The 12,666-nt window shown below is 60.5% G+C and carries 11 protein-coding genes; 6 read left to right on the top strand and 5 right to left on the bottom strand.

Annotated elements, in window-relative coordinates; genetic code table 11:
* Positions 1-9 precede the first annotated feature (9 nt).
* Entirely contained in the window at positions 10-909 is a 900-nt protein-coding gene (locus tag LHAB_RS13950; RefSeq protein ID WP_090047365.1) for a 2-dehydro-3-deoxygalactonokinase, read from the bottom strand.
* Positions 906-1,868 (bottom strand): sugar kinase, encoded by a 963-nt coding sequence (locus tag LHAB_RS13945; protein WP_090047363.1) that lies wholly within the window; start codon positions 1,866-1,868, stop codon positions 906-908. Before LHAB_RS13945 ends, LHAB_RS13950 begins: the two co-directional genes overlap by 4 nt.
* Positions 1,869-1,949: 81 nt before the next feature.
* Between LHAB_RS13945 and LHAB_RS13940 the strand changes: the two genes are divergently transcribed.
* Positions 1,950-3,230, top strand: coding sequence for an amino acid deaminase (locus LHAB_RS13940; RefSeq protein WP_090047361.1), 1,281 nt, complete (start codon positions 1,950-1,952; stop codon positions 3,228-3,230).
* 67 nt (positions 3,231-3,297) lie between these two features.
* Here the strand turns inward: LHAB_RS13940 and denD are convergent, their stop codons facing one another.
* A complete protein-coding gene (denD, locus tag LHAB_RS13935; RefSeq protein ID WP_090047359.1) occupies positions 3,298-4,302 on the bottom strand; it encodes a D-erythronate dehydrogenase in 1,005 nt (334 codons plus the stop codon).
* Between the two features lie 17 nt (positions 4,303-4,319).
* A complete protein-coding gene (locus LHAB_RS13930) occupies positions 4,320-6,068 on the bottom strand; it encodes an IlvD/Edd family dehydratase (RefSeq protein WP_090047358.1) in 1,749 nt (582 codons plus the stop codon).
* Positions 6,069-6,260: 192 nt separating this feature from the next.
* Here LHAB_RS13930 and LHAB_RS13925 point away from each other — a divergent pair, with 192 nt between their 5' ends.
* The 5 genes from LHAB_RS13925 (at position 6,261) to LHAB_RS13905 (ending at position 11,240) form a co-directional block, all read left to right on the top strand.
* On the top strand, positions 6,261-7,052 hold the full coding sequence (locus LHAB_RS13925; protein ID WP_090047357.1) for a FadR/GntR family transcriptional regulator: 792 nt from the start codon (positions 6,261-6,263) through the stop codon (positions 7,050-7,052).
* Between the two features lie 14 nt (positions 7,053-7,066).
* Positions 7,067-7,618, top strand: coding sequence for a TRAP transporter small permease (locus tag LHAB_RS13920; protein WP_090047355.1), 552 nt, complete (start codon positions 7,067-7,069; stop codon positions 7,616-7,618).
* Positions 7,615-8,913 (top strand): TRAP transporter large permease subunit, encoded by a 1,299-nt coding sequence (locus tag LHAB_RS13915; RefSeq protein WP_090047353.1) that lies wholly within the window; start codon positions 7,615-7,617, stop codon positions 8,911-8,913. The genes LHAB_RS13920 and LHAB_RS13915 overlap by 4 nt, the downstream gene beginning before the upstream one ends.
* A gap of 39 nt (positions 8,914-8,952) precedes the next feature.
* A complete protein-coding gene (locus tag LHAB_RS13910) occupies positions 8,953-9,960 on the top strand; it encodes a TRAP transporter substrate-binding protein (protein WP_090047351.1) in 1,008 nt (335 codons plus the stop codon).
* A gap of 86 nt (positions 9,961-10,046) precedes the next feature.
* Positions 10,047-11,240: a mandelate racemase/muconate lactonizing enzyme family protein gene (locus LHAB_RS13905; protein WP_090047994.1), complete on the top strand. Its 1,194-nt coding sequence runs from the start codon at positions 10,047-10,049 to the stop codon at positions 11,238-11,240.
* A gap of 9 nt (positions 11,241-11,249) precedes the next feature.
* Here the strand turns inward: LHAB_RS13905 and gndA are convergent, their stop codons facing one another.
* The gene (gndA, locus tag LHAB_RS13900; protein WP_090047349.1) at positions 11,250-12,659 is read right to left on the bottom strand and encodes an NADP-dependent phosphogluconate dehydrogenase; all 1,410 of its coding nucleotides are present in this window, start codon (positions 12,657-12,659) and stop codon (positions 11,250-11,252) included.
* Between the last annotated feature and the right edge of the window lie 7 nt (positions 12,660-12,666).

Below are 12,666 nucleotides of genomic sequence, written 5' to 3'. Positions count from 1 at the left end.
GTGGGTGTATCAGGACAGTTCGCAAGAGGATGCCAATGCATACAAGCCGGTCCAGGTGGCTTCGGCCCCTCGGCTTTGGCAAGGGACCTTCAGGTGCTGCAGGGCCAGGGTGTAGCGCCGTGTGAGGGCTTCGCTGCCAATCAGGATCAGCGGGTCCGAATGGGCCGACAGATCTTGTGCGCGCAGCTCTTCACCGATCAGCAGGCCCGACAAATAGCTGGGCAATTGGGTGGCGCTCAGGCGTTCAAACAAGCCCAGCGTGCGCACCGCAAACAGGTGGTGCAAAACACTGCCGGCTTGCAGGCTTCGGTCAATGGCTTGCAGAAAAACCGCCTCGTCGATGGCGCCATTGAGGTCCAGCGACTTGCCCAAGATCGAGTGCTGGCTCATCAGGGCAAACACCTCCCCCGTCATGAAGGTCTGAAACTGCGTGACACGCGCGTCTTGCACCTGGACCCATTTGCTGTGCGTGCCCGGAAGGACCAGCGTGGCGTTCTTGCGCCCCGCCATTTGCAGGGCGCCAAAAATTTGCACCTCTTCTCCGCGCATCACATCGGGGGTGTTCAGGGGGTCTGCGCCCATATAGCTCAGGCCTGGCACCAATGCCATGCGACCGGGCTGCAGCCACAGCAGGTGCTGGCCCAGTTCGAAAAAACCTGCGGGGCAGGGACAGTAAGGCGCTTCTTGCCAACCCTGTCGGCTGCCGGCCATGCCCGAGATCAGGCACAGCGCATCGGGCGCTTGCATCCAGTCGCCAAAGTATTCCTTGAACACGGCTTCAAACTGGCCCGGCGGCACGGTGAGGATGCCGCGGGCAAATTCGCGCGATTCCAGGACCTGGCCGGTGCGGCCTAGCCGCGCACCGCGCAGCGAAGAAGTGCCCCAGTCGATGGCGATCAAAGGTCTCATGGGGTGTGCGCTTTCAACAAAAGGTTCATCACTGCATCGCGCCGGGGCAAGGGCGCGACCGCACCATAGCCTTGTACCGACAAAGCCGCTGCGGCGTTGGCATAGGCGGTGGCGTCCCACAGGTTGTCGCCCGCTGAAAGTCTGGCCAACAGGTTGCCCGCAAAACAATCCCCAGCGCCCGTGGCATCCATCGCTGACACGCTGTGGCCTGGCACGGTGCGCTGCGTTTGGCCATCACTGGCCAGCGCGCCATCGGCCCCGAGCTTGAGCACCACTTGCGCTGCGCCCTGTGCATGGCTCCAGTCGATGATGTCTTGCGCTTGCGTGAGGCCTGTGAGCGCGGTCATGTCTTCGAGGCTGGGCAAAAACAAATCGCACAGACTGGCGGCATGGCGGATGCAGGCCTGCGCACGCACCAGTGGCCACAGTGACAGGCGTAAATTGGAGTCGAGCGCCACGCGCGTGCCCATGCTGCGGGCGACCTGCATGGCGGCAAACGCCGTGTCGCAGGCCGAGTTTGAGATCGCAAGCGAGATGCCCGACAGGTGCAGCCACTGGCTGCGGGCGATGGCGTCTTGCCAGTGCGACACGTCTTGGGGCTGCATGCGACTGGCCGCCGATCCGGCGCGGGCATAGCTGAAGTGGTGGCCTTGCGCGTCGTGGCTCACAAAGTACATGCCGGTGGGCGCTGGCGCATCGCGCATCACGGTGGTGGCATCCACGTTCTCGCGCCGCCACAAGTCCATGATGCGGTCGCCCCAGCGGTCGCTGCCCAGGCGGCTCAGGTAGCCCACATGGGCGCCGGCCCGCGCCGCAGCAATCGCAGCGTTACTGGTGTCGCCACCAAAGCCTTGCAAGTACAGCGGGGCCTCATCGGGCTGTTGGCCTTGGGTTTGGTTGAACTCGACCATGGCTTCGCCCAGGGCAACGATGTCGAATTTTTTGTGGATGGCTGTCATGTGAAATCAATCGGTCAAAGGGTCCTACACGGTGGGAGAATCACCACCCAATTGGCCACGCGATGAACGGAGCACGGAGACATGGAACACGATTTTGTACTGAATGCCGCTTGCAAAGGCTTTCCCTTGGCGGCCGAGCCCTGCGCGGTGTCGCAGTTGGGCGCTCGTGGTTGGAACCTGCTCGATGACGCATTGGCTTACCCTGTGGCCGTGCTGCGCCGTCCGGCGCTCGCGCACAACTTGGCTTGGATGCAGGATTTTGTGCAGCGAAAAGGCGTGGCCTTGGCCCCGCACGGCAAGACCACGATGTCGCCCGAGTTGTTTCGCATGCAATTGCAAGCCGGAGCCTGGGGCCTGACCTTTGCCAACGTGCACCAGTTGCGCGTGGGTTTGGCGGCCGGGGCGCAGCGCGCCATCATCGCCAACCAGTTGGTGTCCGATGCCGATCTGGATGGGCTGGATCTTTTGTTGCGACAGCACCCACAAGCGCGTGTCTGGTTTTTGGTCGATTCGCTGGCACAGTTGCAGGCCTTGGCCGACTGGGGCGCACGGCGCGGCCAGCCGCGTTGTTGGGATGTGCTTTTGGAACTGGGCATTGCGGGCTACCGCACCGGCTGTCGCACGCAAGAGCAGGCCTTGACTTTGGCGCAGGCCATGGCTGAGTCGGGCGTGGTGCGTCTGGGCGGTGTGGAGTGCTACGAGGGGGGACTGGGCCAATGCAACAGCGCGCACGACACGGAGGCTGTCAGCGCCCTGGTCCGCAGTGTGCAGGCGCTGGTCCAGCAAATCGATGCACAGCACCTGTGGGGCGATGATGAGGTCTTGTTGTCGGCAGGCGGCTCGGCCGTGTTCGATCTGGTGATCCCGTTGCTCAAAACGCAGGTCAAAAGCCGTCCGGTCCAAGGCGTGTTGCGCTCTGGCTGTTATGTCACGCACGACCACTGGAACTATGCCCGCTACCTGCAACTGGTGGAGGCGCGTGAGGGCTTGAGCGCGTCGCTGCAACCTGCCTTGGAGGTCTGGGCCAAAGTGCAGTCCGTGCCCGAGCCGGGTCTGGCCATTTTGAGTGCAGGGCGTCGCGATCTGTCGTTTGACCAGTGCATGCCCATGCCGGTGCGCTGGGCGGCACGCGGGCAAAGTGGTGAGGGTGCCATGCAGGCCACGCCCGAGTCGTGGAAAGTCAAGGCACTCAGCGACCAGCACGCCCACATGGTGTTTGACGCCGCAGGTGTCTGGCCGCAAGTGGGTGACCGTGTGGCCTTGGGCATTTCTCACCCCTGCACCACTTTTGACAAATGGCGCTGGATGGCGGTCATCGAAGAAGATGGCCGCATCAGCGGGGCGATCAGCACGCATTTTTAAAAGATGAACCCGTGTGAAAAATAAAAGGCCGCCACGCAGCATCCGCGTGGCGGCCTTTTTTTGAAGGTCACTTCAACCCGTTCAGGGCTTCGGCTGGATAGCCCGGGCGGGTTTTGCAGTCTTCGATGTACTGCGCAATGATCGCCTCATAGCTGGCATCTGCGCGAAGACCCAAGGCGTGTGCCCGCTCAAAGGTGCAGCCCTTGGCCCAGTTGTCCACAATGGCGGCAATGCGCTCGTCTTTCTGGAAAGTCACGCGGGCACGCACGGCAGGACCTGCCACTTTTTCTAGGGCGGCCAGCATCTCGCTGACCTTCACGTTCAAACCCGGCAGGTTCAGCGCCATGCGGCCACCGAAGGCTTCACGGCTGGCTTCGAACACGGTGATCAAACCATGCACAGTGTTGCCCGGCGAAGAGATGGGGTGAGACACATGGTCATCCACCGGGCAGGTGGTGTCGGTGCCCGCCAAAGGCTCGCGGATGATGCCGCTGAAGAAAGACGAAGCCGCGCCATTGGGCTTTCCGGGGCGCACGGCCACCGTCATCAGTCGGGCGGCGCGGCCGTCGATGTAGCCCTTGCGGGTGTAGTCGGCCACCATGTACTCGATCATCAGCTTGTGCGTGCCATACGAGGTTTGCGGCGTGGGCAGGGTGGTGTCGGCCACGAGTGCGGGCATGGGGTTGGCCGCGTCCGGACCGAACACGGCGACCGAACTGGCAAACACCAAGCGTGAAACTTTGCCCGAGGCGCGGATGCTGTCGAGCAGCAAGCGCGAGCTGTCCACGTTGGAGCGCAGGCCCAGATCAAAGTCCAGCTCGCACTCGCCCGAGACAGCCGAGGCCAAATGGAACACACCGTCAAAGCCAGTCTTGAACAAATCGCCTTGCGTCAGCATGGGGCCGGCATGTCCCTTGACCCGTGGGTCGGCCAGCAGGTCGGCGGGGGCGGGGAAGAGGTCGGCAATGACCAACTCGCTCACGCGTTGGCCGTTCAATTGGCCGCGCTTCAGAATCTCGCGGGCCAGGCGTGCACCCAAAAATCCGGCACCGCCGGTGATCAAAATTCGCATGGTTTATTCCTTGGGCATCAATGGTTGTCTTTGGGCACGGCCGAGCCGCGTTGGCCGACCAAAAAGTCCATGTCTGCGCCTTCGTCGGCTTGCAGCACATGGTCAATATAGAGCTTCCAGTAGCCCGAGTTCATGGCCGGCGCAGGCTTTTCCCACAGTGCCAAGCGTCGGGCCAGTTCTTCGTCGCTGATGAGCAGTTGCAGTTTGCGCTCGGGCACGTTGAGCTCGATCATGTCGCCGTTTTGCACCACAGCCAGTGGGCCACCTGCGGCCGCTTCGGGCGTGGTGTGCAGCACCACCGTGCCGTAGGCTGTGCCGCTCATGCGGGCATCCGAGATGCGCACCATGTCGGTGATGCCTTTGCGCAGCACTTTGGGCGGCAAGGGCATATTGCCCACTTCGGCCATGCCAGGGTAGCCCTTGGGGCCGCAGTTCTTCAAAACCAAAATGCAGTTTTCATCCACATCCAGGCTCTCGTCGTCGATGCGTTTGTGGAAGTCGTGGCTGTCTTCAAACACCACAGCGCGGCCGGTGTGCACCATCAGTGCAGGCGTGGCGGCGCTGGGCTTGATGACCGCGCCGCGCGGGGCCAGGTTGCCGCGCAAGATGGCGATGCCGGCTTTTTCTTTGAAGGGGGCTTCAAAGGTCTTGATCACACGCGGGTCGTAGTTCACGGCATTGGCGATGTTCTCGCTCACGGTCTTGCCGCTCACCGTGACGATGTCCTTGTGCAGCAGGTGTTCGATTTCCTTCATCACCACCGGCAGGCCACCGGCGTAGCAGAAGTCTTCCATCAGGTGCTCGCCAGAGGGTTGCAAATTCAAGAGGCATGGCAGTTCGCTGCCCAGGCGCTCGAAGTCATCCACCGTGAGTTTGAGGCCCAAACGACCGGCGATGGCGATCAGGTGGATCACCGCGTTGGTGGAGCCGCCAATGGCGGCCAGCGTGCGGATCGCGTTTTCAAAGGCTTCGCGGGTCAGCACTTGGCTGATGGTCTGGTCGGTGTGCACCATCTCGACAATGCGCCGTCCGGCGTCGCGGGCCAGCACGTTGCGGCGCCCGTCGACAGCGGGATAGGCCGCGTTGCCCGGCAGACCGATGCCCAGGGCTTCGACCATGCTGGCCATGGTGCTGGCCGTGCCCATGGTCATGCAGTGGCCATGGCTGCGGTGCATGCAGCTCTCCGCTTCAAAAAAGTCGGTCAGCTTGAGGGTGCCCGCACGCACCTGTTCGCTCATGCTCCACACCCCTGTGCCTGAGCCCAGTTCTTGTCCGCGCCATTTGCCGTTCAGCATGGGCCCGCCCGACACGCCAATGGTGGGCAGGCCCACGCTGGAGGCGCCCATCAGCAAGGATGGCGTGGTTTTGTCGCAGCCCATGAGCAGCACCACGCCGTCGATCGGGTTGCCGCGAATGCTCTCTTCCACGTCCATGGACGCCAGGTTGCGGTACAGCATGGCGGTAGGGCGCAGCAGTGTTTCGCCCAGTGACATGACCGGAAATTCAAGCGGAAAGCCACCGGCCTCGTAGACACCGATCTTGACCTGCTCGGCCAGGGTCCGGAAGTGCGAGTTGCAGGGCGTGAGTTCGCTGAAGGTGTTGCAAATGCCAATGACCGGGCGGCCGTCAAACTGGTCGTGCGGTACGCCTTTGCCCTTGACCCAGCTGCGGTAAGCAAAGCCATCGCGGTCCTGGCGGCCAAACCATTGTTGGCTGCGCAGGTCTTCGGGCTTTTTGCGGGGAGGGGTGCCAGACGGTTTGCTCATGGGGATCTTTCTCAGATAGGGTCGACGGAATTCGAAAATCCTATCGTATGACGTTAGAAAAACAAGCCGGCTTTGTAAAGCCAGCGACATGGTGCAAACCCTAGAGGCTCAGACGACTGAGATTAGGGTTTTCCAGAGTCTGTCTCAGGCGTTCAATCATCATATGATAGGTCGCTTGAATGCAGCGCTTCCATGACCCACAATTTCCACAAAAATTCCCTCGATTTATTGGGCCATGCCATTTTGTCTGGCCGCTATGCGGTGGGCGCGAGCCTGCCGCCTGAGCCGGTTTTGTGTGAAGAGTTGGGTGTGAGCCGCACTGTGGTGCGAGAGGCCATCAAGTCCCTGGTGGCCAAGGGCCTGTTGTCCACAGGCCCCAAAGTGGGCACCCGTGTCATGCCCGATGCGCACTGGAACTGGTTTGACCCCGATGTGGTGGCCTGGCAGGCCCGCTGCGGCCTGACGCCCGAATTTTTGAAAGACTTGCAAGAGCTGCGCCGTGTGGTGGAGCCCGCTGCGGTCCGCTTGGCCGCTGAGCGGGCCACGCCTGAAGACATCGCCCACATCGAAGCCGCTTATGCGGGCATGAAGCAGGCTGTGGAGCAGGGGGGTGATTACGTCACACACGATTTGCGTTTTCACGAAGGTTTGCTGCAGGCCTCGCACAACCGCATGCTGGTGCAAATGAGCAAGGCGCTCAATGCCTTGCTGCGCACCAGCTTCGAGATTTCCACCCGCATCCAGGATGGCACCAAGAATTCCTTGCCCTTGCATCGGGCATTGCTCAACGCCGTCATCGCACGCAACCCCAACAAGGCCGAGCGGGCCGCCATGGTGTTGATTGAGGGGGCCCGTCAAGACATCGAACAGGTGCTGACTTCGCGACGCAAGCTGCCCGTGGTTTCGGGCGTGGCCACGCCCATCAAATCGAAAATCCGACCCCAACAACGAGTCGCCAAGAAAGCCGCCAAGGCCAGCGCCTGAACCGCAAGACACACATGCAAACCACCATCAACGCTTTTTTCAAACTGCTGGAGTTTCTGGTCGTCGCTTGCCTGGTGGCCATGGTCATCATGGTCTTTGGCAACGTGGTGCTGCGCTATGGCTTCAACTCGGGCATTTCGATCTCAGACGAGATGTCGCGCTACTGCTTCATCTGGTTGACTTATCTTGGCGCCATGGTGGCCATGCGTGAAAAGGGCCACTTGGGCGTGGACACGCTGGTGCGGCGCCTGCCCCTTGGCGGTAAAAAACTGTGCTTTTTCTTGAGTGAAGTGATGATGCTCGGCTGCAACGTGCTGTTTTTCTGGGGGACCTGGAAGATGCACGATCTGCAGGTGACCAACATTTCGGTGGTGGTGGGTATTTCCATGATCTGGATCTATGGCATCGGCTACGTCACGGCCGCGGTCATGGGCATCATGAACCTGCACAAATTGACTCTTTTGTTGACAGGCCGTTTGGCCGAGTCGGATCTGGTGATGGTGGTCGAGTCGGAAGACCAGGCGGTGCTTGCCGACTTGACGCCTGAAGTTCGGGGGCGTTCATGACCATCGCCGTCTTTGTATTGAGTTTGCTCGGGGCTATGGCCTTGGGCATGCCGATTGCCTATGCCTTGCTGGTCTGCGGCCTGAGCCTGATGGCTTACATGGCCAGCAACGGCATGATCAACGCCTTCGACAGCCAGATTCTGGCCCAGCGCTTTGTGGATGGCGCGGACAACTTTCCCTTGCTCGCGGTGCCGTTCTTTTTGTTGGCGGGGGAGTTCATGAACGCGGGGGGCTTGAGCCGACGCATCGTGAACCTGGCCATGGCCTGGGTCGGCCATTTCAGGGGCGGTCTGGGCTATGTGGCTGTCATGGCGGCCGTCATCATGGCCTCGCTGTCGGGCTCGGCGGTGGCCGACACGGCGGCGCTCGCGGCCTTGCTGATTCCCATGATGAAGCGGGCCGGTTACAACGTGGGCCGCTCGGCCGGATTGATCGCCTCAGGCGGCATCATCGCGCCGGTGATTCCGCCCTCCATTGGCTTCATCATCTTCGGGGTGGCGGCCAATGTGTCCATCACCAAATTGTTTTTGGCGGGCATCGTGCCGGGCATTTTGATGGGACTGGCCATTGGCTTGACCTGGTGGTGGCTGGCCAAGCGCGAGAACGTACAGCCGGCCCCCCGCATGAATTTGGCCGACAAGCTCAAAGCCACGCGTGAGGGCATCTTGGCGCTGGGCTTGCCTGTTTTCATCATTGGCGGCATGAAGTTTGGCGTGTTCACCCCGACCGAGGCGGCGGTGGTGGCTGCGGTCTACAGCTTTGTAGTGGGTGCGTTTGTGTACCGCGAATTGCAATGGTCCAAGCTCTACAGCCTGATCCTGGCAGCCGGCAAGACCACCTCGGTGATCATGTTTTTGGTGGCTGCGGCCATGGTCAGCGCCTGGCTCATCACCGTGGCCAACATACCGGCCGAGGTGGCCCGCATGATGGAGCCGCTGATGGGCAACAAGACCTTGCTCATGGTCGTGCTCATGCTTTTGGTGGTGGTGGTGGGCACCGCGCTCGATTTCACGCCCACGGTGTTGATTTTGACGCCGGTGCTCATGCCCTTGGTCATCAAGGCGGGCATCGACCCGGTTTACTTTGGCGTTCTGTTCATCATGAACAACGCGATCGGTTTGATTACGCCCCCCGTAGGTACCGTGCTCAACGTGGTGTGCGGCGTGGCCAAGATCAACATGGACACCGCTTTCAAAGGGGTCTTGCCTTTCTTGTGGGCGCAGTTGGGCGTGCTGGCCTTGTTGATTGCTTTCCCTTCCATCGTCATCGAGCCGATGAAATGGATGCTGAGATGATTTCTTAACCCTGTGTGTTTTTTTATAAAGGAGACTGTCATGTTGAAACGTAGAAATTTGGTGACATTGATCGCGGGCACCTTCTTGGTGGCCTCCAGCGCCATGGCGCAATTTGCCGATCGCAACATCAAGTTCACCAATGGCGTGAACGAAGACCACCCCGTCGGTGTGGGCGTCAAGAAGATGCAAGAAGTGCTGGCCGCAAAAACCGGCGGCAAGATGAAGATCACCGCCTTCTGGGGCGGTGCAGCGGGCGGCGACTTGCCAGCCACCCAAGCCTTGCGTGCAGGCACCCAAGAGATGGTGTGCACCTCCAGCTCGCCACTGGTGGGCATCATCAAAGAGTTGGGTGTGTTTGACTTGCCCTTCTTGTTTGCCAACGAGAAAGAGGCCGATGCCGTGCTCGATGGTGCAGCAGGCAAGTATTTCAATGCCAAGCTCGAAGCCGCTGGCCTGGTGAACCTGGCTTATTGGGAAAACGGTTTCCGAAACCTCACCAACAGCAAGCGCCCGGTGACCAAGCTGGAAGACTTCGATGGTGTGAAAGTTCGCGTGATGCAGAACAACATCTTCCTAGACACCTTCAAGACCCTGGGTACCAACGCTGTGCCCATGGCCTTTGGTGAGGTGTTCACTGCCCTGGAAACCAAGACCATCGATGGCCAGGAAAACCCTTTTGTGACGATTGAAACCTCCAAGTTCAATGAAGTGCAAAAGTTCCTCAGCGTGACGCGTCACGCGTACACACCTTTCCTGGTGCTCTACAGCAAAAAGCTGTGGGATCAGCTCAACCCCCAAGAGCAGGCCGTGTTGCGTGAAGCCGCCATGGAAGGTCAGAAAGTTCAACGTGCGGCCAATCGCGCTTTGAACGAAAAATCCTTGGCCAGCTTGAAGACCAAGGGCATGCAGGTCAACGAGGTGAGCGCAGCCGAGCAAAACCGCATCCGTGCCAAAGTCGCTTCGGTGTACGACAAGCACAAGGATTCGATTGGTGCCGACGCCATCAAGGTGGTGCAAGACGAGTTGAAGAAGTCACGCGGCGGTTGACCCCCCGCGCTCAGCTTTTTTGCTGACCAACAAGCTCCACAGCCAGCCGCTGTGGGGCTTTTTTAACGACTCCAATGGGTGCCGTCATGAAAATCACGCAACTCGAAACCATCCGACTGGGTGAATTTCCCAACATCATCTGGGTGCGTCTGCACACCGACGAGGGCTTGGTCGGTCTGGGCGAAACCTTCATGGGGGCGCAAGCGGTCGAGGCGTATTTGCACGAGTGGGTTGCACCCAAACTGGTGGGCCAAGACCCTCTGGCCATCGAGTCACGCCAGCGCGACATCACCGGTTACTTGGGCTGGCGTGGGTCTGGCGTGGAAACACGCGGCAACTCGGCGGTGGACATTGCGCTGTGGGACATCTTTGGTAAGGCTGCGGGCATGCCCGTGTACACGGCTTTGGGCGGCAAGAGCCGCGACGAGATCCGTGTCTACAACACCTGTGCGGGCTACCAATACATCCGCAGCAACGTCAACCAGACCAGCAGCAACTGGGGCTTGGGCAACAACGCCGGGCCCTACGAAGATCTGCAAGGCTTTTTGCACCGTGCCGACGAGGTGGCCGAGTCGCTTTTGAGCGAGGGCATTACCGGCATGAAAATTTGGCCCTTTGATGTGGCGGCCGAAAAGTCGCATGGCCAGTACATCAGCCCGCAAGACCTGAACACGGCTCTTGAGCCCTTCCGCAAGATCCGCCATGCGGTGGGCGACAAGATGGACATCATGGTGGAATTTCACAGCCTTTGGCGTTTGCCCATGGCGCAAAAGATCTCACGCGCTTTGCAGGAGTTCGACACCTTCTGGCACGAAGACGCGATCCGCATGGACAGCCTGGACCTGCTCAAGCAGTACGCGGTGGACTGCAAAGCGCTGATTTGCGCGAGCGAAACGCTCAGCTACAAATGGGGCTTCAAGGATTACTTGCAAACCGGTGTGGCCGGAGTGGCCATGCTCGACTTGAGCTGGTGCGGGGGACTGACCGAGGCCCGCAAAATCGCCGCCATGGCCGATGCCTGGCAGTTGCCTGTGGCGCCGCACGACTGCACGGGACCCGTGGTGTGGGCCGCTTCCACCCATTTGTCTTTGCACGCCCCCAACGCCCTGATCCAGGAAAGCGTGCGCGCCTTCTACAGTGGTTGGTACAAAGAGTTGGTGACCGAATTGCCGCAAGTGAAAAACGGCATGATCAGCCTGAACGATAAGCCTGGCTTGGGTTTGGAGCTGCTCCCCGATTTGCACAAACGGGCCGATGCGGTGGTTCGCATCAGCCACTGAGTGGGCCTGTCAATCGCTCCAGCGCGTGTGAAACTTGCCGGGACGGTCAATCCGCTGGTAGGTGTGTGCCCCAAAATAGTCTCGCTGGGCCTGCAGCAAGTTGGCGGGCAAACGGGCTGAGCGGTAGGCGTCGTAGTAACTCAGCGAACTCATGAACGAGGGGACGGCCACGCCGTGCAGTGCCCCCATGGCCACCACTTCACGCAGGTCTTGATGGCTGCGGCGCATCACCCCGGCAAAGTGATCATCCATTAAGAGGTTGTCCAGATTGGGAGCGCGCTCAAAGCTGGCACGAATGTCCTGCAACAGATTCGCCCGGATGATGCAACCCGCACGCCAGACAGCGGCCACCGTGCCCATGGGCAATTGCCATTGGTGTTCCCGGTCGGCCGCTTTCAGGAGACTGAAACCTTGGGCATAGGCGCAAATTTTGGCTGCCAACAGCGCATTTTTGATTTGACCCAAAACGGCATCTTGCTGGACAGCTGCACGAGGCGCAGGCCCAGACAACACCTTGGAGGCCAGGGCCCGTTCGGCGTGCAGACCACTCACGGTGCGTGCAAATACGGCATTGGCAATGGTGGGGGCAGTGACCCCCAGATCGAGGGCAATCTGGCTCGCCCATTTGCCCGTCCCTTTTTGTTCGGCCGTGTCCAAAATCAGGTCCACCAAAGCACTGCCCGTTTCAGGGTCGGTGTGCGCCAGGATGTCGCCCGTGATGCCCATCAGGTAGCTGGCCAATTCCCCTTGGTTCCATTCGTGGAACACCGCACTCATCTGGGCCGGGCTCATGCCCAGCAAGTTGTGCATCAACCAATAGGCTTCGCAGATGCTTTGCATGTCAGCATACTCAATGCCGTTGTGCACCATCTTCACGAAGTGGCCCGAGCCGCCCGGGCCCATCCATTCACAGCAGGGCTCACCGTCATCGGTTTTGGCGGCAATCGCTTGCAGCATGGGCTGCAGGCGCGGCCAGGCGGCTGAGGCACCACCAGGCATCAGGGCTGGGCCATGCAAAGCGCCTTCTTCACCGCCACTGACGCCAGCGCCCACATAGTGAATGCCTGTGCCTTCAAGAGATTGCATGCGGCGCTGGGTGTCGGTGTAGAGGGTGTTACCCCCGTCCATCACCACATCGCCCGCATTCAGCAAGGGGCGCAACCGGGTGAGCACCGCATCGACCGCCGCCCCGGCGGGCACCATGAGCCACACGCAACGGGGTGTTTGCAAGCGGTCGACCAATGCTTCGAGTGAGGCGCAAGACTGTGCGTTCAGCCCTTGTGTGCGTTGGTCAAAACGCTCGCGTTTGGACGCGTCCAGATCAAAACCACCGACATAAAAACCGTTGCGTTCCAGATTGAGCGCCAAGTTTTCGCCCATCACGCCCAGGCCCACCAGGCCGATGTCCATCTTCTGCATAGCTCGG

Origin of the sequence: Limnohabitans sp. 2KL-27 (genome assembly GCF_001269345.1) — a bacterium.
Taxonomy (GTDB): domain Bacteria; phylum Pseudomonadota; class Gammaproteobacteria; order Burkholderiales; family Burkholderiaceae_C; genus Limnohabitans_A.
Note: the sequence above shows the minus strand (reverse complement) of the source record. Positions and strands in the feature narration are given on the sequence as shown.

What these genes read in the sequence shown, in the direction of transcription:
- LHAB_RS13915 (WP_090047353.1), top strand. Translation starts at nt 7,615, where the DNA reads ATGACCATCGCCGTCTTTGTATTGAGTTTGCTCGGGGCTATGGCCTTG.
- denD (WP_090047359.1), bottom strand. Translation starts at nt 4,302, where the DNA reads ATGCGAATTTTGATCACCGGCGGTGCCGGATTTTTGGGTGCACGCCTG.
- gndA (WP_090047349.1), bottom strand. Translation starts at nt 12,659, where the DNA reads ATGCAGAAGATGGACATCGGCCTGGTGGGCCTGGGCGTGATGGGCGAA.
- LHAB_RS13925 (WP_090047357.1), top strand. Translation starts at nt 6,261, where the DNA reads ATGACCCACAATTTCCACAAAAATTCCCTCGATTTATTGGGCCATGCC.
- LHAB_RS13940 (WP_090047361.1), top strand. Translation starts at nt 1,950, where the DNA reads ATGGAACACGATTTTGTACTGAATGCCGCTTGCAAAGGCTTTCCCTTG.
- LHAB_RS13930 (WP_090047358.1), bottom strand. Translation starts at nt 6,068, where the DNA reads ATGAGCAAACCGTCTGGCACCCCTCCCCGCAAAAAGCCCGAAGACCTG.
- LHAB_RS13910 (WP_090047351.1), top strand. Translation starts at nt 8,953, where the DNA reads ATGTTGAAACGTAGAAATTTGGTGACATTGATCGCGGGCACCTTCTTG.
- LHAB_RS13945 (WP_090047363.1), bottom strand. Translation starts at nt 1,868, where the DNA reads ATGACAGCCATCCACAAAAAATTCGACATCGTTGCCCTGGGCGAAGCC.
- LHAB_RS13905 (WP_090047994.1), top strand. Translation starts at nt 10,047, where the DNA reads ATGAAAATCACGCAACTCGAAACCATCCGACTGGGTGAATTTCCCAAC.
- LHAB_RS13950 (WP_090047365.1), bottom strand. Translation starts at nt 909, where the DNA reads ATGAGACCTTTGATCGCCATCGACTGGGGCACTTCTTCGCTGCGCGGT.
- LHAB_RS13920 (WP_090047355.1), top strand. Translation starts at nt 7,067, where the DNA reads ATGCAAACCACCATCAACGCTTTTTTCAAACTGCTGGAGTTTCTGGTC.